This window comes from Nostoc sp. (assembly GCF_036917535.1).
Classification (GTDB): domain Bacteria; phylum Cyanobacteriota; class Cyanobacteriia; order Cyanobacteriales; family Nostocaceae; genus Nostoc.
This window is the reverse complement of record NZ_JBALDA010000019.1, coordinates 66,075-89,488: the sequence shown is the minus strand read 5'-3', so window position 1 is coordinate 89,488 and position 23,414 is coordinate 66,075. Positions and strand designations below refer to the sequence as shown.

Below are 23,414 nucleotides of genomic sequence, written 5' to 3'. Positions count from 1 at the left end.
AATTCCTTAAGCCTCACCAAATTCAGTTTGTAAAGCTTCATCGTTATTATCAGCGATCGTTGCCACAATGGTAATTAACCGAGACACTTCGCCGGGAGATAACTCTGCTAAAGTGCGTGTCGATATTACAACCACCCGGTTTTCAATAATACCAAAACGCGCTTCAAAAGTACTAGAGCAGTTTAACTCCAAAAGATACCGCATCAACTTGGGTTCATCTTTGGCAGGTAAATTTAGCACCGCAGACCAAACCGTTATGGTGTCTTCATCGCTTGTCCCGTTGAGTTGGACAAATATTTCCACACTTCCATATTTAAACTTCCAGAGATAACCACCCTCTGGAGTCTGGCTAACCATCGCACTATCATCTTGTTCCAAAGAGTCGATGACATTTTCAATTACCTCAAGATGGTTAATGCTCGTCGTCTCGCCGATTAAAGCATTAACGGATTCGTTATTAGTTAGGGTTTCTGGGTAGCTCGTCATACAGATTTTTTCTCAACATACTCGTTCTACACATACTTTATAACTTGTAGACATAGTTGTAGGGGCAATCCATGAATTGCCCCTACTGATTGCAGGGTTCTTCTCGCTACCATCTGGTAAGCTAAAAATATTTTAATTTGCATCCTCCAAAAAATAAATCTCTTGTGGGGTGGGCATCTTGCCCGCCCTATTTGTGCAAATTAAATGCGCGACAGCTTACTATTTTGCAAAAATGAATGACGATTAGCTCAACCTACGTCATCATGGGCAAAGCGGTTAAAGAGAAAGTCTAAGGCATAGTTACGCAGTTGGTAGTATTGTGGATCTTCCATAATACGGCTGCGATCGCGAGGACGACTAAAAGGAATTTCCATAACTTCACCAATTTTTGCATGGGGGCCATTGGTCATCATCACCAATTTATCTGCTAAAAATAGTGCCTCGTCGATGTCGTGGGTAATCATCAGCACTGTACAACGGTTATCACCCCATATTTTGAGCAATTCTTCTTGTAATTCTTCTTTGGTAATCGCATCCAGCGCCCCAAAAGGTTCATCTAAAATCAAGACTTTCGGACGAATCGCCAAAGCACGGGCGATAGAAACTCTTTGTCTCATCCCACCAGACATTTGCATTGGTTTCTTTTCCATTGCATCAGCCAGTCCCACCATTGCCAAATGATCGCGGACGATCGCTCTTTTTTCGGCTTGTGGTTTGTTAGGATAAACGGCGTTAACAGCTAAATAAATGTTTTCAAAAGCAGTCCGCCACGGTAACAGGGCATAGTTTTGGAAGACAACCATCCTGTCTGGCCCTGGTTTGGTAATGGGTTCTCCTTCTAGTAATACTTGCCCGGAGGTGGGAAAGTTAAAACCGGATACCATATTTAACAGCGTCGATTTGCCACAGCCAGAGTGACCGATGACGCAAATAAACTCGCCCTGTTCGACGTTGAGGTTAACGCCGTCGAGTACGGTGAAGGGGCCTTTCTTTGTAGGATAAACTTTGGTAACGTCTTTAATTTCTAGGAAAGGTCTGCGGCTGGTGGTTGCAGAAGCTAATGGTTTTCCTAATGTGTTTGTAGCTGGAAAGTTAGGGTTTGGCATGGTATTTGGGGATTAACAAAGTGCAATTTGATATTCTGACCTCTTTCCTTCGCTTGTCTAGGTGTATACACAAGTCTAAAATAGCTTACTCTCCTGGTTTTTCGCGTCAGTTTTACCCCACCCTAACCCTCCCCTTATAAAGGGGAGGGAACAAGATTTCTTATTTCCTGCCTTTATAAGGGGGGATTAAGGGGGGTAATTTGACTTGTGTGTACACACCGTAGCTTCGCTTGTAGAGATGGGGTTAGGTCTTTTGTTGGTTTTTACAGATGACGTAAAAAGTCAGATCGTTAACGGAGTTCAGAGGTTCATTAATGGAGTTCAAAGCCTCATTAACGGAGTTCAGAAGTTCATTAACGGAGTTCAAAGCCTCATTAACGAAGTTCAGAGGTTCATTAATGGAGTTCAGAGGTTCATTAACGGAGTTCAAAGCCTCATTAATGGAGTTCAGAGGTTCATTAACGGAGTTCAAAGCCTCATTAATGGAGTTCAGAGGTTCATTAACGGAGTTCAAAGCCTCGCGCGTGATGTACTACTTCTTCCACTTCCTCTTTCTCTCACAACTTTTTTATGAAGCCAGTCTTCTTCTAGGTGCATCAAGAACAACTTCTGCGACTGAAAAATCACGTTTAATCTGCAAACTGTTGAGATAAGCGATCGGATCGTCGGCGTTAAAGGGAGTACCATCGAACAGTTTAATCGGTTGGCGAATATAGCTAATATCCAAACCTAATTCTCGTGCGGCGGTGCTGAAAACACGGACTCGACACACGCGTTCAACGACTTCTACCCAATTTCTGGGGAAGGGAGTGTCACCCCAACGCGCCAATTGACTCATAATCCAAATTTGTTCGGTGCGGCTGGGGCGGTTAATGGCAGAGTCAGAATAAAACTGGTGATGGGCATAGTCCCGCAATGGATGGTCTAAGTCACAGGTAAGACTATTTGGATCTTCGAGTTGAATGTATTCTAAATCAGTGCTGACATACTCTCGCCCTGCTAAAATTTGGCGAATCTCTTGGGAATTGTCGGGATTTGCACAATACTGGCAAGCTTCTAACAAAGCTTTGGTTAAGGCGATATGCGTATTTGGATAATTTTCTGCCCAATCTTCCCGCACACCAAGAACTTTTCCAGGGTGTCCCAGCCAAACTTCTAAGTCGGTGGCGATGGTAAAGCCGACACCTTCCACAGCCGCGCGGTAGTTCCAAGGTTCACCGACGCAGTAACCATCAATGCTTCCAGCTTTTAAGTCGGCTACCATCTGCGCTGGGGGAATGGTCTTCATATCTACATCGCCATCGGGGTCAATTCCTCCAGCTGCTAGCCAGTAACGCAGCAGCAAGTTGTGCATAGATGCGGGATGTACTACCCCCATTGTATGCCTTTGTTCCTGGGTGAGAATCAGGTGATTTCTGAAATCTGATAAGGTTTGCACGCCTTGGTCGTAAAAGCGTTTTGCTAAGGTGATGGCGTTACCGTTGCGAGTCATGGTCAGGGCAGTAACAACGGGCAGAGGTTGGTTATTATGTCCTCCCAAAGAAAGCCACATCGGCATTCCTGAAGGCATTTGAGCCGCATCCAAATAACCGCCACTAATGCCATCTTCTATACCCCGCCAGCTACTTTCCCGCACCAGATGAACTTCATCTAAACCATGCTTGATAAAAAAACCTTTTTCTTTAGCAACTGCTAAGGGGGCGCAAGCTGTCAAAGGTAAAAAGCCAATTTCTAGGTTAACTTTTTCCAATCCATGACGGGCAATGTCCGCAGTTTTCCGCGCCCGAATTTTCTTAATCCGTTTTTGCTGATTGAGGAAGTAAATCATCTCACTCCGCAAACTGTAGTAGCTGGGATGTTCTACTACTTCCATGCGCTTGCGGGGTCTGGGAATATCCACTTCTAAAATGTCGCCAATTTTAGATTCGGGGCCGTTGGTTAGCATTACGATTCTGTCAGATAACAGCACTGCTTCATCGACATCATGCGTCACCATCACCGCAGTAACTTGATTTTCTTCGCAAATTTGCATCAGTTGTTCTTGCAAATTGCCGCGTGTGAGTGCATCCAAAGCACCAAAGGGTTCATCTAATAATAGTAACTTGGGACGAATTGCTAAAGCGCGGGCGATCGCAACTCGCTGCTTTTGTCCGCCAGATAACATTCCCGGCTGTTTGTCAGCATGGGGACGCAAACCCACCATATCTATATGTTTTTCGACAATGGCTTGGCGTTCGGCTGCGGGTACGCCCTTCATTACTGAGTCTACGGCGAGGGCAATATTTTCTCTAACTGTCCGCCAAGGTAATAGCGAATAATTTTGAAAAACTACCATCCTGTCCGGGCCTGGTCTGCTGATTTTTTGCCCTTCTAAGGTGACAAGACCTTCACTGGGCAAATCCAAACCTGCAATCATATTTAATAAGGTGGACTTGCCGCAACCGGAGTGACCAATCAAAGAAACAAATTCTCCTTTTTTAATTTCCAGGTCAATTCCTTTCAGGGCAATATATTGACCACCACCGGTTAATTCAAAAATTTTATCAATGCGATCAACAGCAACAAATGTAGACATAGTAACTTGGTATTGATAATTTGGTTACAAAATGGAGGAGACGCGGGAACACAAAGAAAAACAAATGACAAATGACAAATGACTAATGACCAATTAATAATAACTGCCAGATTTACGGTGTTCGAGGGCTGTTAAACCATCGGTTGCTAAGACTTCACCTTTATCAATTCCGGCATAAATTAACCACCTGTCACCACATTTCATTTGATTTTGTACGGTACATTCTAAATAGGACAATGCTTCGGTAAGAATCAGACAGCCATTCTCAGCAGTTTGACAAGAAAGATTAACAAAGGGATTATTTCCTAAAACACTATTACAGGAAAAATAGCGGCGGACATTTCTACCTTCTTTGAGAATATTTAATACAAATTTATCGCCGGGATGACACATTAAATCTGCATTTTGTTCGTCACCAACAGCAATCATAATTCCTGGCGGATTAAAAGTTGCTTGAGATACCCAAGAAGTTAAAACTCCTTTGTGGCTTTCTTCATCACAAGTTGTTAAAACACACAAGGAACCAATAATCCGTCCTACAGCTTGTTCGGTACGATCTACGTGAGTTTCTGTGACAACTTGACGCGCAGTCCGCAATTTTTTAGTTTTTTTCAAGTTTTGGGCAAAGGCAGCACCCGCTTGTTGACACTGTTGAAGAATTTCATTTGTAGGAGTGAAACGGACTCGAATTGTTTCAAATCCTAAACGATAATTGGCATCTTTAAACTTACTTTCGAGTAAATCAATTGCCTCTCCACTCCAGCCATAAGAACCAAATACTCCGGCTAATTTTGTTTTTGCTGCTGTAGCCAGAACTATTCCTAAAGCTGCTTGAATTTGAGTTGGTGCATGGCCGCCTAAAGTGGGTGAGCCAATAATAAATCCGTCGCAAGCTTCCACAATGCGGGTAATTTCTGCTGGTTCTGCAAGTTCGCAATTGATGGACTGTACATTAACGCCATTTTTAATTAAACCTTGAGCGATCGCATTAGCTACAATTGCTGTATTTCCGTAAGCAGAGGCGTAAAGTAAAGCAACACTCAATTCTTGTAATTTTTGTCCTTGACACCATTGACGATAATCAAAAGTAAATCGGCTAAGACTATAACGAACAACAGGGCCGTGAGCAGGAGCGTAAGATTTTGCTGGGAAAATCGAAAGCTTTTCTAAAGCAACTTCGACTTGTTTAGCTTGGGGTGCGTGGAGACAGTCAAAATAATAATGACGTTCTGCATCTAAACTTTCCCAGTCTTCATCAAAGAGGGTATCTTCGCAAATATGAGCGCCAAAAAATTTGTCTGTATAGAGAATTTTGGTAGCAGAATCATAAGTACACAATCCATCTGCCCAGCGAGGAGTCGGTACAGTAATAAATGTGAGATGATGTCCTTTTCCTAAATCCAGAGTATCCTCCGAGCGCACAGCTTGAATGCGTGACTTCCATTCAGGAAAAGCAGTTTTTAGGGCATTAGCAGCAGGACGAGAACAAATTAAAGTAGCTTGAGTAGCTTGGGAAAGCAATACTTGTAGGGTGGTTCTGCGGTTCGGGTTGACATGACCGAGAACAATGTAATCTAGGGTAGTGAAATCTAGATATTGTGCTAGTTGTTCGAGGTAAATTTCCGTAAAAGATTCGCCGGGAGGATCGATTAAAGCCTTTTTATCAGCTTGAATCAGATAAGAATTTGCTGTAGTTCCTCGTTGGCGGGAATACTCAACCTCAAATTTTAGTCGTTCCCAAGTGCGCGATCGCAAAACCAACGTATCTTGACCAATTTCAGCAACCTGCACATCTCTGGGGCGACTGGTAATTAAAGTATTAGCAGACATAGTAATCTCTTTGGTGGACATTGGGCATTGGGCATGGGGCATAGGGAAGATAAAACTTTTGTACAGACGCGATTAATCGCGTCTCTCTCGTACAGACGCGATTAATCGCGTCTCTCTAATTCCCATTGCTTTCAGCTAATTCTGATTTGACTCGATTTTTAAAGCGTTTAGATATTGTTTGTTCGGGATCGATGCCTTCAAAGGTTGGGGGTAGCCAAACTCGAACAACGAGTATTATTCCTAAAACTAATAAAAAGGCACAAGTTGCTAAAATTTGACTCCAATTAGTTTCTAAAACTCCTTTTACAATTACTTCTCGCAAGGCGGAAACAATGGAGACTTCTACAGCTACGCCAATGGATATTCGTTGTTCTTGCAAATAAATAATCAGCAATCGAAATAACTCAACTAAAATGAGCAAAAACAGAATATCAGCAGTAACAGTATGAAAATTTAATGGGGGAAGCAGGGAGAAAAACATATCTCTCACCTGGATTACCATGAAGGTAAACAAACCCATGCACAGAGAAATCACAATCAAATCTTGAATCAATTCCAAGGTTTGTACGATGCGTTTTCGAGAAATTTCATACTTGGAAATCGGGCTATCTTCAACAGTCTTATACATGGCTTTTTAGAAGTGAAGAGTGGAGAGAGAAACAAAGGAAAAAATAACAAATGACAAATGATAAATTTAGTAATGATTGCCCATTTTGCGGTGATGAACGGCGGTGAATCCGTTGACTTTGGCAACTCGCCCAGTTTGGATAGTGCTATAAATAACCCAATGGTCTCCGCAATCCATACGACTGGTAATTTCACATTCAAGGTAAGCCAAAGCTTCAGCTAAAATTGGAGATTCATTGGTAGCAGCAGGATATGTTTTGATGCCAGCAAAGCGGTCTGCACCGGGAGCAAAACGCTTGAGGAAATGTTTCATTAATCCTTGATATCTGCCTTCTTCTAAAATATTTAAAACAAAGCGATCGCCAACGTGCATCAATGATTCTATCGCTCGGTCTTTGGCAACAGCGATGGCTACACCCAAAGGATTCAAACTTGCTTGTGTTACCCAAGAAGCAAGCATTGCGCTTTGAACTTCTGCTTTTTTGGCGGTGATAATATACAATCCTGTGCTAATTCGTCCCAAAGATTTCTCTAATTCGCTATTAATGGATTTGATTTGTTTAATTGTGTGATCGCGGGTTAACCATTGACCCATATCTGTCCCCGCTTCATCACACAGTTGTTCTAATACATTAGAGGGAGCTTCTTTAACTAAAATTGGTGTAAAGGCTTGAATTAATCCCAGTTCTTGAAACTTATTGCGTAGGGGAAAAACAGGTTCATCTTCTCCTCCTCCAGACTCTAATAAACCAATTGCTTGTTTATTGTGAGCAGCAGCCAAGATAATTTTTAAACCTGCTTGAGCAATATCTAATGATTGCGGAGGCATTCCAATAACTAAACCAGCAGCTTGGTCAACTAATTCTCGGACTTCTTGAGGCTCAGTGTTATTCAAAGCTACTAATTCTACCGCTACGCCTGTTTTGGCAATTCCATGTGCGATCGCCCTGACTAAATTCTCACTATATCCGTAATCTTCAACATAAAATAAAGCCACTAATGTCTCTGTTTTGGCTTGCTCTAAACTCCAATTTTGATACCGTCCTAGCCATTCTGGAATATATTCTTTTAATAAAGGGCCGTGTCCTGTGGCGACTGTTTTTATTTCTAACTTTTCGATTTTCTTTAAAGCTGCTAATACTGACCGAGCATTAGGAGCCATCAAACACTCATAGTAATATTTAAAATCTTCTTCGATAATGGTGATATTTTCATCATAAGTATGATCGTCACAGTAGTGCATTCCAAACACATCACAGGTGTAAAGAGTGCTGGTTTTGTGATCATAAGTCAAGATGGTATCAGGCCAATGTAAGTTAGGAGCCGAGACAAATTCTAATTGATGACCGTTGCCTAAATCTAATAACTCTCCATTTTTCACCAGCTTTGATTTAAAAGGCTGGTGAATCATATCCTGCAAAAATTGAATACCTATCTTCGCACCAACAATAGTAATGTCAGGAGCTAGTTGTAAAATATTTTTTACTAAGCCACTATGGTCTGGTTCGGTGTGACTAATAATCAAATAATCTATCTTGGTTGGGTCGATTAATCCTGTTACTATCTCTGGATATAACTCCTCAAACTTGCCATGAGAAGTATCAACTAAAGCTACTTTTTCTCCCTGAATTAAAAAAGAATTATAGGTCGTGCCATTCCGTAAACCAAACTCCACATCAAAACGTTCTCTATCCCAATCGAGGCAACGGATAGCAGTCGTTTGAGAAGCGATTTCAACAGTTTCAATTGTTAAACGTCCGGGATGAGAAATAATTTGAGTAGGCTGTGTGAGTGCGACCATTAGTTTTCTCCAATCAAGAGATTATCTAGAGCAAGTGCGGTTACTTCTTATATTTACTTGAAATGTTTAATTAGTAAAATGCCAATTTCTAAAGCTAACTATTAAAAAAAATTATTGTTCGTCTGCCTATATTTATCATTGGAATAAACCAATGATTATCATCAGTAATAAAAATAAAATTTATCAAAGAAAAATACGCTTAGGTTAGTGATATTTAGCCTGAGAAGATTTCTCTAACTTGCTTTAAAAATGGGAATTAATTGCCTGCTTTTTCAAGAAACTTAGCGAAAATCAAGCTTTAACCCAAGCGTATTAATTAAGGAGGAGCGACAAACTTGCAGCAGATTGCAGTTTCTTGGAACACCGACTTCAGTCTGCTATCCTGGTGTCAAGACTGCTTTACTTGCCAATTCAAAATTCTAAATTCTGAATTCTACTGCATTATTACTTTTGTTCTGCTGGTAAAATCTTGTTTTGCAGCCAAACCATCGCTTTATCTAGCAGCAAACCAACGACACCGATATAAACTAGAGCTAAAATCACTTCGCTGACGTTGTTATTTTGATAGGCATCCCAGATAAAGAAACCAATTCCCACTATACCGGACATGACGATTTCAGCAGCGATAATCGCTAACCATGCTAAACCGATCGCAATTCTCAAGCCGGTAAAGATGTAGGGTAATGCTGCCGGAATCAAAATATTAGTGAAATATTCTTTGCGGCTAAGTTGCAGAACTTTGGCGACGTTGTTGTAATCTTGGGGAATTTGGGTAACGCCGACAGCAGTATTAATTAAGATGGGCCAAATGGCGGTGATGAAAATTACGAATAATGCTGCTGGTTCATTTTGTCGTAAAGCTGCTAAAGAAATGGGAACCCAAGCTAAAGGTGGTACTGTCCGCAGTAGTTGAAAAATCGGGTCTAAAGCTTTGGACATGGTTTTATTAACCCCAATCAAAATACCTAAACCAATACCGACAATTGCCGCTAGGGTATAACTGATCGCAACTCGTTGCAGACTGGCGAGAATCTGCCAAAATAGACCTTTGTCAATACCACCTCGGTCATAAAATGGCCAGAAAATCAAAACCCAAGTGTCTTGGATAACCTGTATTGGCCCTGGTAATGTGGCTCCTGGAGTCCAGGCGAAGAGTTGCCAGATAACCAGGAAGATGGCGATCGCGATCGCTGGTGGTATCAGGTCAGGAAATTGCTTTTGCAGACTAGATATAAAGCTATTATTAAATCTAGGGCTTGCAGGGCGTTTTTGGGCAAGTGTCATAATGATTGTATTCTCCTCAAATTTTATTTTTTATTTGTCTGTTGTCATTTATCATTTGCAAATAACTAATGACCAATGACTAAACACTGACCTTTTTGATTTTCAAACTCTTCAAATATTCTTCTGGCTTTTCGGGGTCAAATTTAATGCCATCAAAAAACTCTTCTACACCACGTGATGTATTTGTGGGAATATCAGCAGTAGCAATTCCAGCTTCTTTTGCAGCTTCTTTCCAAATATCTTCGCGATTGACTTTGTTGATAAGTTCTTTGGCTTTGGTGGCATTATTGGCAATGTAATCTTTTGGCAAGAATCCCCAACGAACATTTTCAACTATGAACCATAAATCGTGGCTCTTGTATGGATAAGAAACATTACCTTTTTCATCTTTCCAGTAGTAAGCAGCCATCGATTTATCATCAATTTTGCGACCATCACCCATGTCATATTTGCCTTGGTATGGATCAGCCAGAATTTCTGGCGACGAAAGATTGAAATAATTTCGTCCAGCTAAAATTTCAGCCGCTTCTTTGCGATTGTCAAAATTATCTAACCACTGTTGGGCTTCCATAATTCCTTTTAAAATTGCTTTGGTAGCCTTGGGATTTTTATCAACCCAATCGCTTCTGATGGCAAGATATTCTTCAGGATGATTCTTCCAAATTTCTGCGGTTAATGCTGCTAGGTAGCCAATTTTGTCTTGAACCAGACGATATGGCCAGGGGTCGCCTGTACTAAAAGCATCCATTGTTCCTGTTTTCATGTTGGCTACAGTTTGCGCCGCAGGTACTGTGAGCAATTTGACATCTGCATCTGGATCTAAGCCGCCTGCTGCTAACCAGTAGCGAATCCATAAATCTTGGTTGACGTGGGGAAAGGTAAATGCAGCTGTGAAGGGAGTTGAAGATTTTAATTCCTTAAATAAAGACTTAGAACTGGCGAGTTGTAAAGTAATACCTTTGCCTTGGTGCTTGTTGGCGATCGCAATTCCATTTCCATGCGTAATTAATTGACATAATACATACATGGGAATTTTTTGATTACCCTTGGTAATTAAACCTTCTGTAATTAAATGTGGCATTGGCATCTGCCATTGACCGCCATCTATTCCACCACCAGCAGAACCAATTTCTACATTATCTCTAGCTGCACCCCAAGAAGCTTGTTTGGAAAGGTCAACATTAGTCATCCCATACTTGACAAAAAATCCTTTTTCTTTAGCAATAATTAAAGGAGCCGCTTCTACAATAGGAATATATCCTAACTTGACTGTAGTAGTTTCTGGTGTTTGTTCGGGACTAATATTAACTACTGATTGAGCAGTTGGTTGTGCTTGAGTGCTTCCACCAGTCAGGTTTTCAGGAGGATTACCCAAACAGCCTTTGAGCAATACAGCACTTGCAGATACTCCGGCTGTGAAGATAAATTTGCGGCGAGAAATTTGATTAAAAAATTCTGTCATAAATATCTCCTGAAAACGTAAATGTTATTTTTTATAGCTATGACAATTTAGGCAAAAAACGTTATGTTTCTTGCATGATTAATGATAAATCAAGCTATATTTGACCAAGCGATCGCAGCCATTTCATCAATAAAATAGCTACCTATATAAAAACTCGGTTAAATTATTGGCTCTGCTTTTTTAGTGTGATGCAGAGGTATCATTCACCTTGTTGAAATCAGTTTACAGCCTTTGAAGCCGAAATTGTTAACTTGGAGTCGGGATTATTAAACAAATATTAAATTGGATGTATAAAGAAAAATTTATCTATTTTACTTAACTATAAGAAGAGTTTTTAATATATCAACTCTTATTTATGAAGACTATTATGTTTGCTTTATGATTGACTATCTTCACTTATTTTGTAACTTAAGTGTCATATATAAGTTTTTATTTATAACAACTATTATATTATCCTGGCGTTGCATAATAAAGGGGTGAATTGAGGTGTTCTACTGTGCGATGTCCATACTGTTAGATGTATTTCTTATCCAGCGATCGCAACTATCTGCCGTTTCTAGCAGTAGTAAGAAACCTCGTCTATTTAAGCAGCAGTCGTAGTTCTGCGTATTGCAACACATCCTTAGACATCTCCAGAAATGACGTAGGCACAATTCATGAATTGTGCCTACCAGGACTTAAACATTTTTGAGGAATAAATAAACCTCAAACCCTTGCGGGGTAGGGGAAATACACCAAATGCCCAAAAACCCCTGAAACCCAGATATATTAACAAACCAAGCAAAACAATGTCAAAACCCTTTGAGATATACGTTTTAGGTCATTTTATCGGTGTTTTTTGCCTAAGTCCCACTACCAAGGATTTCGGGCAACGCAGAATTAATTTTCACTCCTATGTCTCTTGGGTAAAGACGCGATGAATTGCGTTTCTACAGCGCAAACAATTGGGAGTAGTTCATGTAGTGTATTCAGCGTTAATCTTCACGTAGTCATAACTCAAATCACAACCCCAAGCTTTACCTATACCATAACCATTGCCAACATTGACGGAAATTAACACCGTATCCTGTTGCAGATAAGCACCCACCGCTGCTTTTTTCAAATAAGCACTTGCTGCTGCCCGATCAAATTGTAGAGGTTGTCCATTTTCTAACATTAAGAAATTCCCTAGCTTAATTTGCAGGTTTTCTTGCTCAAAGGGCACACCTGCACGTCCGGCGGCGGCAGCGATGCGTCCCCAATTTGGATCGCGTCCAAAGATTGCAGATTTAACTAAGGATGAACCAGCAATGGTTTTGGCTATTTGTCGGGCTGAGATTTCATCATAGGCCCCTGTCACTTGCACTTCAATCAGACAGGTTGCGCCTTCACCATCACGAGCGATCGCTTTGGCTAAATGCTGGCAAACTGCTGTTAACATCGCCTCTAATTTCTCTGCTTCTGCACCCCATTCTATAATTGCTGGGGTGCGAGATTGACCATTTGCCAAGGCAATTAAGCTGTCGTTGGTGCTGGTGTCACCATCCACTGTAATGGAATTAAAGCTTCTATCAGTTGCCCTTGCTAACATCTGTTGCCAAAGGTGAGGCGAAACCACAGCATCACAAGTCACAAATGCCAGCATGGTTGCCATATTGGGGTGAATCATGCCGGAACCTTTGGCAATGCCGCCAATTCGTACCGAGCGGTCGCCTATAGTTGTCTCTAAAGCAATAGATTTTGTTACCAAGTCTGTAGTGATAATCGCTCCAGCGGCGGCATCTGATCCTGTTTCTGATAGTGCTGCTACTACCTTGGGAATCCCGCTTCGCAAAGCATCCATCTTAATTCTTTGACCAATCACACCAGTGGAAGCCAATAACACAGATTCAGACGAGATGTTTAGAGCTTGGGCTATTGCCATAGCAGATTCTAGGGTATCAACGTAGCCTTGAGTTCCTGTAGCGGCGTTTGCTTGTCCAGCGTTGCAGAGGATGGCACGAGCGCTTTGTTTGGCTTGCAAGCGTTGGCGACAATATTCTACGCAGGCAGCTTTCACTTGGCTGGTGGTGAACACACCCGCTGCGATCGCTTCCACCTCTGAGAATATCAAAGCTAAATCTGGCAACCCCGAAGGTTTTAATCCTGCGGTAATTCCCGCTGCCTGATACCCCCTTGGTGCTGTGATACCACCTGTTATTTCTTGCCAATCTGCCATTATTCTTCACCTAAACTATCAGGTTGGATAGGTCAATATGTACTTTACAAAAGTGCTGAATTAGGATAAACACGATTAATCGCTTCTTTACAGGAGTTAGGAGTTAAGAGTTATTAGTTTCCCCCTACTCTCTACTTCCTTTTATTGTGAGTTTATTTGCTGATGGCAATAATAATGCACTAGTTGGCGATTGGCATAATTGTTTTTACCTTTCTTATGACGAAAAACAAAAACAAAAAAGGAGAGCCACTTGGGTTGCTCTGTAGATCGTTAGGATACATCTACTTACTAATCTGTCTGATTTAATTTTTAAGGGTTAATACTTATTTATTAAGATTATTTATAAAATTTTTTGAATTTTATCCGTAAATACCACGAAAATAAAATAAAAAAGAGAGCTACTTAGGCAGCTCTCCAGATCATCAGGGTGCATCTACTTACCACAGCATATCATTTTACGTATGAGGGTTGTCACCAGTTTTTATATGAAGATTGTGTGAAGCAAGACCGGGAAAATACTTAGTTGGGGCATGGGGCATTGAGAAGAGACAAGGAGAGAAGTCTGAGCGTCGGCTTCCGGCGATCAGAACTTCGGGGAGAGATTTGTTCAATAATTTCCTCTTATTCCCATTGTCCCCTTGTCTCTCCTGCTCGTCCTACTTCCTTAGCCAGCAAAAAGTTAACTTGCCAGAGTACTAGTGGTCTGGCAAGCCAACTTTGCTGAGTGAGACAGGTTTTTGGTAAACTAATTTGAGCAGCGTAGTGGGTAGCATCATGGCAAAGAAATATACGGTAAATTTAATCCAAGAGGAAGTAGAAAAACTGCGTAGGCGTAGCCCGCCGTAGGCATCGCTAATCAAAACAGGTAAAAGTAAAGCAAGGAGTATTACTCGCGCTCATATACTGTTGATGGCATCGGAGGGAGAAACGGACAAGATGATTGCAGAATGTCTCAGAGTACACGTTTCAACCGTAGAGCGTACCCGTGCCAGATACGTAGAGGGAGGAATATCTTTAGCTGTACAAGACCGCCCTCATCCACCAAAACAAAGGAAATTAGATGGTGAACAAGAAGCATTTCTGATTGCAACAGCTTGTTCTAAAGCACCATCAGGAAGAAATCGTTGGACGATGAAACTATTAGCAGAGCGCATGGTTAGTTTAAACATTATAGATTCAGTTTCCAAAGAAACTGTTCGCTGCTATTTAAAAAAAATGAAATTAAACCTTGGTTAAAAGAACAATGGTGTATCCCCAAAGTGGATGCCGAGTATGTTTTACGGATGGAAGATTTATTAGATTTATACAGTCAACCCTATGACCCTAAATATCCAGTAATTTGTTTCGATGTTGCAAAGCTTCCCGAAGGGTACGTCCATATCCTTTATTAGAGGATGTTAGAGAACCATTACCTGCCGAACCAAAACAACCTGAACGTTACGATTACGAGTATAAACGTAACGGTAGTGTCAACTTGTTTGCGATTTTTGAGCCATTAGCTGGTTGGCGGCATATTGAAGTTACACAACAGAGAACTAAAAAAGATTTCGCCATCCAAATGAAGAATTTAGTAGACATTTATTGTCCACAAGCCTCCGAGATTCATCTGGTAGTTGATAACCTTAACATTTAGAGTCATAGTTAAAAGCCGTTTAATTACTTAGAACTTTTCTCAAATATTGTGTCAATGTAAACGCATCTACACCCAATTCGGTACTCTCCTGGGCTGCTAAAATACCCGCTTGCGAATGCCACCATGCAGCAGTTGCCACAATATCTTCTACGGGAATCTGTTTAATTGCTGCTTGCGCCAACAATCCACCCAGTAGCCCAGTTAACACATCGCCGCTACCGCCACGCGCTAAGGCGGGTGTGCTTTCAGGAACAATCCAAACAGCACCTTCAGGGTTTGCGATCGCAGTTCTTGCCCCTTTTAACAATACTACTACCTCACTTTGGGCGGCAGCTTCTTGTACTGCTTTCACTCTGTCATGTTTGGCATCGGGGACATCAGGAAACAATCGCTCAAATTCGCCAGTGTGGGGTGTGAGTACGGTTACTGCTTGGCGTTTTTTTAGCGTGGCGATCGCTCCCATTTGTGCCAAGATATTTAAACCATCGGCATCGAGAAGCAAAGGGCGATCGCTTTCTATGACTTGTTGCACAATGGGAGTAGCATCTCGTGTTAAACCGGGACCACAGGCGATCGCATTAAAGGAACTCAGATCGGTGTTTTCTGGTAGTTGTAGGTGGGCGATGGCTCCACTTTCCGTCTCTGGGCAACCAACAATTAGCGCTTCTGGCAAGTGTGACACCAAAAGGGATTTCAGGGATTCGGGTACGGCAATCGAAAGCATCCCGATACCACTAGCCCTAGCACCCAAAACAGTTAAAATTGCTCCACCTGCATAGCGCCGCGAACCGCAAATCAGCAGTAAATGTCCTTCCTTATATTTGTGAGTAACTGCTGGACGGGGTAAAGGTAAAGTAGCAAGTGCCTTTGCTCGTGTAATAAGTTTAATTTTAGGTGCATCTTTGAGAACGGCTTCTACATCAGCTAAAGGAATATCAAAATCGATTAACTCAGCTTTACCAAGATATTCCAGCGCTTGATCTTGGAAGAAAGCGAGTTTCCATAAACCTAAGCAAAATGTGTGAGTGGCGCGAATGGCAGTTCCCAATACTTCGCCTGTGTCGGTGTGTAAACCTGAAGGTAAATCGATACTATAAATCGGTACAGACAATTCATTTAGCTGATTAATTGCAGAGGCGATGGGATCGGTCAGGTTTCTTTCTAAACCAAATCCAAACAAGCCATCAATCAACAAATCAGAATCTGGCAGTTGCTCAATTGTTTGATAAATTGGAATGCCCAAACTCTCGGCATACTGCAAGTGCTGCGAAGTTAATTCCTTAAGTTTAGAAAAAGGAGAATAAATCCAAACCTCATACCCGCAAAAGTGTAATTCACGGGCTACGACTAAAGCATCGCCACCATTATGACCAGGGCCGACAAGAATTCCCACACGAGATCCCCTTAACAAAGCGGTGTTTGAAAGAATCTCTAAAATGCGACGAGCAATTAATCCCGCCACCTTTTCCATCAAAGCAACTACAGGCATTCCCGCTGCAAAGATCCGCTTTTCAATATCGCGCATCTGCCCAGCAGTCACTACCACTTGCGAAAATTGTTCTTGCCTATCTTGCATTAGTCCTGAGTGGTGAGTTATAAGTTCAGGCTAACTGAAAGTTTAGCAAAATTGACTCATATTCCACCCAAAAAAGTTACAAATCAATTTCCACGTTTTCAAGAATGCCGAGTGCGTCTAGTCCCTACTCCTCAAACAAAGGGAGCAAATTGGTGACAGCAGTTTGATAACACTGCTGTCACCGTGAGGTCATACCAATTTTCAAAAAATGCGACAAATAGACTATTTGTAGAGAGGCGATTCATCGCGTCTTTACCCAAGGATGTGTTGCAATCATTAATTGAATTGATATAACGGAAAATCCCAAAAGGGATGAAAAAGGTTTCTTCTCCTACGCCTCACTTGCTTTTTCAAATTAGCGGCAAAAAAGTATTGCTATCACTTTGACTGAAAGCTAGATACCATTAGATTCGGCGTGTTTACTGTTCGGGAGTGCCAAAATGTCTAAACAGCTGGGTCAAAAAATTGCCCCTACACCAATATCAAATGATATCAATGTAGTGGATTTGATCGATCAATACTTCACTGCTTACAACTCAGCGCGGTTGCGGGAAATCTGCCAACTACTGAGTCGCGATGTATTAACAGAAGGTGTCACAGTGGGAGTTAGCCTTTCTGGTGCGATGACGCCAGCAGGATTTGGGGTTTCAGCGCTTGCACCCTTAATTCGCAACGGCTTTATTGACTGGATGATTAGCACTGGTGCAAATCTTTACCACGATATGCACTATGGTTTGGGTTTTGAACTCTTTGCTGGTAATCCGTTTTTGGATGATGTGAAACTTCGTCAAGAAGGCACGATCCGCATTTATGACATTATCTTTGGTTACGATGTACTGCTAGAAACTGATGCGTTCATCCGCAAGATTCTCCAAGGAGAAGCGTTTCAAAAGCGGATGGGAACGGCTGAATTTCACCATTTACTAGGTAAATATGTCCGAGAAGTAGAAAAGCAATTGGGTGTGCAGCATTCCTGCTTGCTAGCTACAGCTTATGAATATGGCGTACCGATTTATACGTCTTCTCCAGGAGATAGCTCAATTGGGATGAACGTGGCGGCTTTAGCATTAGAAGGTTCGCAGTTGGTAATAGATCCATCAATTGACGTGAATGAGACAGCAGCGATCGCATATAATGCCCGTGAATCTGGAGGTAAAAGTGCGGCTGTAATTCTTGGTGGCGGTAGTCCTAAAAACTTTTTGCTACAAACTCAACCGCAACTTCACGAAGTCTTGGGGTTGGAAGAACGAGGACACGATTACTTTGTGCAGTTTACCGATGCACGTCCAGATACAGGCGGTTTATCTGGAGCAACCCCATCGGAAGCTGTCAGTTGGGGTAAAATTGACCCAGATGAGTTACCTAACACAATCGTTTGTTATACCGATAGCACGATCGCTCTACCACTGGTGAGTGCGTATGTGTTAAACAAATGCCAGCCTCGTCCCCTGAAGCGTGTGTATGACAGGCGAGAAGCCATTTTAGAGAAACTGCAAAAAGACTATCTCGCAGCCAAAACCCGACCATTGGATCAGATTCCAGCAGCAGTTGCTGAAAGTGCTTCACAGCAAACAGCGACTTATCCCTGTGGTCGGCTGATTCCGAATACTCACTAAGGGAATAGGCAGGAGGAGAAATCAATTCAAAATTCAAAATTCAAAATTAAAGAACTTCTGCCTCCTGCCTCCTCTTTCCTAATGCCCTCATCTCTTCCGTCCAATTAACAAATAAGTTGTCATCTTCCCTTTGCCTTTAACTTCAATTTCGCCTCGTTTTTCAAATACAAATTGATCACACAAGCACTTATAAGTATTTTCTGTAACCTGGATTTTACCAGCAATACCTTGGGATTCCATACAGTTAGCGATATTTACTGTGTCTTTACATTCATAAGTAAACTTATTGAGATCGATGACTCCCCCCATTACTGAACCGCTATGGATGCCGATACGGATGCTGAAATTTTGGTTATTCTCAGTATTAAATAGAGTGATCGCAGTTTGCATATCCAGTGCCATCAAAGCGATCGCTTCAGCACGAGCTTGGCGGTGTGTAGGTAAGCCACCAACCACCACATAAGCATCGTTAATGGTTCTGATTCGCTCTAAACTATATCGTTCGGTGAGGCGATCAAAAACTGAGAAAATTGAGTTGAGTAGGTTCAGCAGTTGAATTGCACTCATAGAAGTAGCAATTTCGGACAAGCCAACGATATCTGCAAATAAAACTGTGACATCAGCAAAGTCTTCGGCAATGCTATCTGGTTGTTCTTTCACCTCTCTAGAAATTGTGACTGGCAAAATATTTAGCAATAAACGTTCGGTTTCTTTCTGCTGATAGCGAAGTGCTTCTTCTGCTGCTACTCGTTGGGTTACATTGCGAAAAATGCCGCGAATTGCAACTGGATGACCTTCAACAAATTTACAATTAATATTACCTTCTAGAAAGATTGTTTGACCGTCTTTAGTAACAAATATAGTTGTTATTTGCCCAAACTTTTCTCCTGATAGCACGCGATAAAATCTTTGCAAACTGCTTTGTTTAAACTCTGGATGTATAATATCGAAAATACTCATATTCACAATTTCAGCTTCGCTATATCCCAAAGTTTCTCGCCATGCACGATTGACGTACAAAAAACGACCAGATGGATTGACGGATTGAATCAAATCATTAGCATTTTCAAATAAATCTCGATATCGTTCTTCACTTTCTACAAGAGCATCTTCTGCCTGTTTGCGTTTGATAAATTGGGCAATTTGGCTACCAATAGAACCCATCATCTGCAATAAGTCTTTATCTTTTGGTAGTAAATCCCGGCTAAAGAAAACCATCACTCCTAAGATTTCGCTATCGTCTAAAATGGGGAAGCCAAAAGCTGCGTGCAATCCAGCCTCAACAGCAGGTTGCGATCGCATTTTATCTCCATCTACTGTGATATCTTTAATCCACAAAGGCAAACGTCTGATCCAAATTCGCCCAGGTAAGCCAACACCGGGTATATAAGTAGCTTGCCAAGTGATTGCTTTAAACTCTCGGACAGAAACTAATCGACTTGACCAAATTTCCACACACCTTAGTACTGCATTGAGGCTATCTCCTTTTACCGAAGTGCCAATATATTGGCTTGGTGTCCAAAGTTCGCCTAAATCCCATCCCAAGTTTTGACAAATTGACTGCAAAATTTGTGGAATTCCCTGTTTTATGCTCTGTGATTCTGATAATATGCGAGTAATAGAATACTGGGCACTTGTACGCTGTTCCCGGCGTTGCCAAGCAGTAATATCCCGACCAATGTAGACAATATCTTCTAGCCCTTCTGTTTTTTTTGGAATCACTGAGCAAGAAAAAGCAATCAACAGTTTTTCTCTATTTTTGGTTCGACAAACTACTTCTATGTTCTGGTAATTACGCTTTAAGTAACAATTTTGATAAATAGCTTTAATTAAAATTTGATCCTCATCAAGTATTAGTGATATTGGTTGATTTATTAATTCTTTTTCCTCAAAACCAAATAATTTTTGAGCAGCACGATTTACTTTCTTAATTTTTCCGGAATTACTGGTTACTAACAAAGCATCCGCCATTGAAGTAATTACTTGTTCCATGTAATTTCTGTATGAGATTAAAGTACTTGATAGCAGATTCGCTTTCTTGGCTTGCTGCCCTAATTTTTGCTTTAAAATAATATTTTTAATTTTAATCCTATGTGGTATTTTACAAAACGGTAAGTTAGATTAATATTCCAACTAACATATTGCTGTAAACACCTTTCATTAGTTTCGCTATCTTGAAAGTTGATTTTTCAAGATAGTGCGATCGCCAGGATCTGGGAAATTTGAAACCTGTCACTTTATAAGAGAGTGGCGAGTCTGTAGCTAGTACAGCACGGCGTAAATAAACAGACCATTGAAAAGCTCTAAAGAGCTTATTCCATAAAACTTTTGAATTTTGCCTTGCAGTACTAAGTTCTTGCCACTCTCTTATGCTTCAATTCCATTAATGAAGTTTATGATTGTGCGCTGGCTACAATTTGATTCCAGGCTTTGACTGCTGTCTGTAAATTCTTTGGCAGATTATTTTGAGAAATATCGTTGTACTGAACTGTACCTTCTTGGCTGGTGAGGGTATGGGTGATATAATCAGCAGCACCACTGGGAGCTGGGTAACTCAAATTCCGAAATTTACTAAACTGAGAACGTTTTAGCGATCGCACAAATTGTTGTACCTGTTGCACTGAAACACGGCGAACACTACGTTCAGAATCATTAGCATCACCAATCCGCACGCGAATCAGTCTCCCATCTTTGAGTAAAACAGTCTCATAGGTTCTGCCAGCAAAACCCCCACTGGAGATTTGGCGAAATACTATATCTCGATCTAACGGTGGTGGTAACTCACTAGCTGGAATTTGCACAGGCCCCAGTGTAGTTTCGTTAGCCTTTTGATTCAGCCTGAGTGCAGAACCTGTTTGATTGGTATGATAAACCAACGTTTGCTCAACTGCACCGACAACAACCCGCCAGCCTGATACCAAAGCTTGAGTACAGAATTCATCAGCATTAGCTAATTCTAAACAGCTATCTCTCCAGGTTTGCTGTTGAGCCTCAATAATGGTTAACTGAGAAATTGGCTGTTGCAAACGTCTAGATGCGGTTTGTAAAACTGCATTTTTTACAGATGTAGGTAATTGATTTGGCAGATTTTCTGAGGGATTGTTTGCCGAAGCTAAACGTAGCGATCGGCCATTGTTATTGGTATGATAAATCCACTTTTCTTTGCCATTAGATACCACAATCCGCCAACCAGGAACTAACGCTTGGGTGCAGAATTCATTAGCTTGAGGCAGTTCCAAGCAAGCATTACGCCAAGTCTGTTGATTGTAGTCAATAATTTGCAGTTGTCTTGTAAAAATCCCCTGCCTGCGGGCTAAATCTCGCAGTACTGCCTTAGCTACTGGACGTGGCAAGCGGTTTGGTTTAATATTGTCTTTAAGAACTTCATTGCTTGTTTCTAAAGATAAATTTGCAGAAGCGCCCGTTGCACCTTTGATAAGTGTTAAGCCGCTAGCAACAGACAAAATACCAGTCAAAATCAAAGCAGTGAAAATTCGCGCTTGATTGGTGTTAAAGTAGTTTTTCAGCATAATTTTCATAGTAAGATAAAACAAAAAAATAGTATCCAGCCACAAATAGACAAAAAAGTATATAATTCCAGAACTTTATTAGTTGGAATTAGTTTAGTATCTATGTTGTCAGAGAGATATAAAGACAAGACGCAGATGTATTAATTGTTTGTTCCTTATACAAATTCTGGTTGAAGAAGTATTCAGAATTCAGGAGCGGAGCCGGAGAAGCTCCGCCTCCGGTCAGAACTAGGACTTACGCAAAAATCGCCAAAAAGCTTAATTTATCGAACCGCCAAGACTTCCAAGAACGCCAAGAATCGTAGAGTGTGCGTAAGTCCTAAGAACAATCAGTGAGGGATATCCTGCGGGATCTTGCTACAGACCCGCCATTGATTGAAAACCACTAAATCTTCTCTTTCAGAGACGTTATGCGAATGAAGTGAGGGTTTAAAACCCTCTTGTTCAGACGCGACGCTCGAATACTCGCTACCGCTGCGCTATCGCGGAATCGCTAACACTACGCTATCCGCCAGCGATGTACTGAGCCTGTCGTACCACTTCGTGAAAGCCAGGACTTACGCAAGTGTCACAAGTGATCGCTACCAAAAACTGGACCAACGATATAGGAATGGTGGGACGTTTACAGCTATTTTCAAGTAAATAGACCACGCAGTAGGGGTGCAAGGTCTTGCGATTGAAACATTGCTGGCAAACAACACAGAGGACATAGAAGCCCGAAGGCTGAGAGTATTACTAATAGATGAGTGTCATTTGTTATGGGGAGATGTAATACCAATTTGAAAAAAGAATACGACAGATACATACTCTCAAACCTTTGTTCTGTCTGCCTTTCTTAATTTTGAATTTTGAATTTTGAATTTTGAATTGGTATAACTGGTTATGTTTGGGGTAAAACTGACCAAAAAATAGCAATCAAAGTTGTTAACAAACGCGATAAACAGACATACTACGGAGCAGTTGATTATCTCGATGGCAAGTTACTTCTTAAACCTTATAATGCTGGTAATTCAAACAATACAATTGATTATTTACGTTATTTATTAGACCTTGACTAGTGCGATCGCCGATCTTGTATGATAAGGGTATAACTCAAGTTATACCAATCTATGAAAACAGCGATTTCCATCCCCGATCCTCTCTTTGAGGCTGCTGAGGAATTTGCAAAACGCATGGGATTATCCCGTAGTCAGCTTTATGCTGTGGCACTTAAAGAATACTTGCGATCGCATAAACAGGATGAAATTACTCAACAGTTAGATGCTGTATATGCTGATGAAGATAGCAGTCTTGATCCATTGTTTGTAAAGCTACAAGCGCATACTATATCTGAGGAAAATTGGTGATGCAGCGAGGTGAAATTTGGTGGTCAGACCTGCCAATGCCTGTTGCTTCCGAACCAGGATATCGTAGACCAGTTCTGATCATTCAGTCAGATGAGTTTAATCGTAGCCGAATTCGGACTGTAATTGCTGCTGTACTCACAACTAATCTGCGGCTGGCTGAAGCTCCAGGCAACATTTTGGTGACAACAGATGAAACTGGTTTACCCCAAGACTCAGTTGTGAATGTTTCCCAAGTGATTACTATGGACAAGTCGTTTTTGATGGAGCAGGTAAGCCAAGTAAGCGATCGTGTAATGGTGCTTGTTGATGAAGGTCTTCGTTTAGTGCTTGCACTATAGGTCTTGA

The 23,414-nt window shown here is 41.3% G+C and carries 17 protein-coding genes and 1 pseudogene; 6 read left to right on the top strand and 12 right to left on the bottom strand.

Annotated features, from left to right (window positions below; genetic code table 11):
• Positions 1-6 precede the first annotated feature (6 nt).
• The 9 genes from V7K56_RS07515 to argJ all read right to left on the bottom strand — a co-directional run bounded on the left by V7K56_RS07515 (position 7) and on the right by argJ (position 13,368).
• Positions 7-486, bottom strand: coding sequence for a YbjN domain-containing protein (locus tag V7K56_RS07515; protein WP_334909079.1), 480 nt, complete (start codon positions 484-486; stop codon positions 7-9).
• 248 nt (positions 487-734) lie between these two features.
• On the bottom strand, positions 735-1,592 hold the full coding sequence (locus V7K56_RS07510; RefSeq protein ID WP_334909077.1) for a nitrate ABC transporter ATP-binding protein: 858 nt from the start codon (positions 1,590-1,592) through the stop codon (positions 735-737).
• A gap of 568 nt (positions 1,593-2,160) precedes the next feature.
• On the bottom strand, positions 2,161-4,167 hold the full coding sequence (locus V7K56_RS07505) for an ABC transporter ATP-binding/substrate-binding protein (protein ID WP_334909075.1): 2,007 nt from the start codon (positions 4,165-4,167) through the stop codon (positions 2,161-2,163).
• Between the two features lie 93 nt (positions 4,168-4,260).
• Positions 4,261-5,997: a diflavin flavoprotein gene (locus V7K56_RS07500; RefSeq protein ID WP_334909073.1), complete on the bottom strand. Its 1,737-nt coding sequence runs from the start codon at positions 5,995-5,997 to the stop codon at positions 4,261-4,263.
• A 115-nt stretch (positions 5,998-6,112) separates the two neighbouring features.
• A complete protein-coding gene (locus tag V7K56_RS07495) occupies positions 6,113-6,625 on the bottom strand; it encodes a phosphate-starvation-inducible PsiE family protein (RefSeq protein WP_334909071.1) in 513 nt (170 codons plus the stop codon).
• 66 nt (positions 6,626-6,691) lie between these two features.
• Positions 6,692-8,425: a diflavin flavoprotein gene (locus tag V7K56_RS07490; RefSeq protein ID WP_334909069.1), complete on the bottom strand. Its 1,734-nt coding sequence runs from the start codon at positions 8,423-8,425 to the stop codon at positions 6,692-6,694.
• Positions 8,426-8,869: 444 nt separating this feature from the next.
• Positions 8,870-9,709, bottom strand: a complete 840-nt coding sequence (gene ntrB, locus V7K56_RS07485; protein ID WP_334909067.1) for a nitrate ABC transporter permease — start codon at positions 9,707-9,709, stop codon at positions 8,870-8,872.
• Between the two features lie 79 nt (positions 9,710-9,788).
• On the bottom strand, positions 9,789-11,171 hold the full coding sequence (locus tag V7K56_RS07480) for a CmpA/NrtA family ABC transporter substrate-binding protein (RefSeq protein WP_334909065.1): 1,383 nt from the start codon (positions 11,169-11,171) through the stop codon (positions 9,789-9,791).
• A 955-nt stretch (positions 11,172-12,126) separates the two neighbouring features.
• Positions 12,127-13,368, bottom strand: coding sequence for a bifunctional ornithine acetyltransferase/N-acetylglutamate synthase (gene argJ / locus V7K56_RS07475; protein ID WP_334909063.1), 1,242 nt, complete (start codon positions 13,366-13,368; stop codon positions 12,127-12,129).
• An 855-nt stretch (positions 13,369-14,223) separates the two neighbouring features.
• Here argJ and V7K56_RS07470 point away from each other — a divergent pair.
• Together V7K56_RS07470 and V7K56_RS07465 are read left to right on the top strand one after the other, a co-directional pair.
• Positions 14,224-14,604 carry a helix-turn-helix domain-containing protein gene (locus V7K56_RS07470; protein WP_334909154.1) on the top strand — a complete coding sequence of 127 codons (381 nt, stop codon included), beginning with the start codon at positions 14,224-14,226 and terminating at the stop codon, positions 14,602-14,604.
• Positions 14,605-14,707: 103 nt separating this feature from the next.
• Positions 14,708-15,001 (top strand): transposase, encoded by a 294-nt coding sequence (locus V7K56_RS07465; protein ID WP_334909061.1) that lies wholly within the window; start codon positions 14,708-14,710, stop codon positions 14,999-15,001.
• A 19-nt stretch (positions 15,002-15,020) separates the two neighbouring features.
• On the opposite strand, the gene V7K56_RS07460 is transcribed toward V7K56_RS07465, so the two are convergent.
• Positions 15,021-16,577, bottom strand: coding sequence for an NAD(P)H-hydrate dehydratase (locus V7K56_RS07460; RefSeq protein ID WP_334909059.1), 1,557 nt, complete (start codon positions 16,575-16,577; stop codon positions 15,021-15,023).
• 440 nt (positions 16,578-17,017) lie between these two features.
• Between V7K56_RS07460 and V7K56_RS07455 the strand changes: the two genes are divergently transcribed.
• Positions 17,018-18,193 (top strand): homospermidine biosynthesis protein, encoded by a 1,176-nt coding sequence (locus V7K56_RS07455; RefSeq protein ID WP_334909057.1) that lies wholly within the window; start codon positions 17,018-17,020, stop codon positions 18,191-18,193.
• A gap of 87 nt (positions 18,194-18,280) precedes the next feature.
• Here V7K56_RS07455 and V7K56_RS07450 read toward each other — a convergent pair whose 3' ends face one another.
• Together V7K56_RS07450 and V7K56_RS07445 are read right to left on the bottom strand one after the other, a co-directional pair.
• Positions 18,281-20,185 (bottom strand): adenylate/guanylate cyclase domain-containing protein, encoded by a 1,905-nt coding sequence (locus V7K56_RS07450; protein ID WP_334909055.1) that lies wholly within the window; start codon positions 20,183-20,185, stop codon positions 18,281-18,283.
• A 401-nt stretch (positions 20,186-20,586) separates the two neighbouring features.
• Entirely contained in the window at positions 20,587-21,732 is a 1,146-nt protein-coding gene (locus V7K56_RS07445; protein WP_334909152.1) for a hypothetical protein, read from the bottom strand.
• Between the two features lie 863 nt (positions 21,733-22,595).
• Between V7K56_RS07445 and V7K56_RS07435 the strand changes: the two are divergent.
• From V7K56_RS07435 to V7K56_RS07425, 3 genes and pseudogenes are all read left to right on the top strand, one after another.
• Positions 22,596-22,769 (top strand): annotated as a pseudogene (locus V7K56_RS07435) (IS630 family transposase); the annotation flags it as partial.
• A 63-nt stretch (positions 22,770-22,832) separates the two neighbouring features.
• Entirely contained in the window at positions 22,833-23,069 is a 237-nt protein-coding gene (locus V7K56_RS07430; RefSeq protein WP_334909053.1) for a ChpI protein, read from the top strand.
• Complete coding sequence (locus V7K56_RS07425) at positions 23,069-23,407, top strand: type II toxin-antitoxin system PemK/MazF family toxin (RefSeq protein WP_334909051.1); 339 nt, start codon at positions 23,069-23,071, stop codon at positions 23,405-23,407. The genes V7K56_RS07430 and V7K56_RS07425 overlap by 1 nt, the downstream gene beginning before the upstream one ends.
• Positions 23,408-23,414 lie beyond the last annotated feature (7 nt).

Coding starts and splice junctions, on each gene's coding strand:
- V7K56_RS07515 (WP_334909079.1), bottom strand. CDS start 486: ATGACGAGCTACCCAGAAACCCTAACTAATAACGAATCCGTTAATGCT.
- V7K56_RS07510 (WP_334909077.1), bottom strand. CDS start 1,592: ATGCCAAACCCTAACTTTCCAGCTACAAACACATTAGGAAAACCATTA.
- V7K56_RS07505 (WP_334909075.1), bottom strand. CDS start 4,167: ATGTCTACATTTGTTGCTGTTGATCGCATTGATAAAATTTTTGAATTA.
- V7K56_RS07500 (WP_334909073.1), bottom strand. CDS start 5,997: ATGTCTGCTAATACTTTAATTACCAGTCGCCCCAGAGATGTGCAGGTT.
- V7K56_RS07495 (WP_334909071.1), bottom strand. CDS start 6,625: ATGTATAAGACTGTTGAAGATAGCCCGATTTCCAAGTATGAAATTTCT.
- V7K56_RS07490 (WP_334909069.1), bottom strand. CDS start 8,425: ATGGTCGCACTCACACAGCCTACTCAAATTATTTCTCATCCCGGACGT.
- ntrB (WP_334909067.1), bottom strand. CDS start 9,709: ATGACACTTGCCCAAAAACGCCCTGCAAGCCCTAGATTTAATAATAGC.
- V7K56_RS07480 (WP_334909065.1), bottom strand. CDS start 11,171: ATGACAGAATTTTTTAATCAAATTTCTCGCCGCAAATTTATCTTCACA.
- argJ (WP_334909063.1), bottom strand. CDS start 13,368: ATGGCAGATTGGCAAGAAATAACAGGTGGTATCACAGCACCAAGGGGG.
- V7K56_RS07460 (WP_334909059.1), bottom strand. CDS start 16,577: ATGCAAGATAGGCAAGAACAATTTTCGCAAGTGGTAGTGACTGCTGGG.
- V7K56_RS07455 (WP_334909057.1), top strand. CDS start 17,018: ATGTCTAAACAGCTGGGTCAAAAAATTGCCCCTACACCAATATCAAAT.
- V7K56_RS07450 (WP_334909055.1), bottom strand. CDS start 20,185: ATGGAACAAGTAATTACTTCAATGGCGGATGCTTTGTTAGTAACCAGT.
- V7K56_RS07445 (WP_334909152.1), bottom strand. CDS start 21,732: ATGAAAATTATGCTGAAAAACTACTTTAACACCAATCAAGCGCGAATT.
- V7K56_RS07430 (WP_334909053.1), top strand. CDS start 22,833: ATGAAAACAGCGATTTCCATCCCCGATCCTCTCTTTGAGGCTGCTGAG.
- V7K56_RS07425 (WP_334909051.1), top strand. CDS start 23,069: ATGCAGCGAGGTGAAATTTGGTGGTCAGACCTGCCAATGCCTGTTGCT.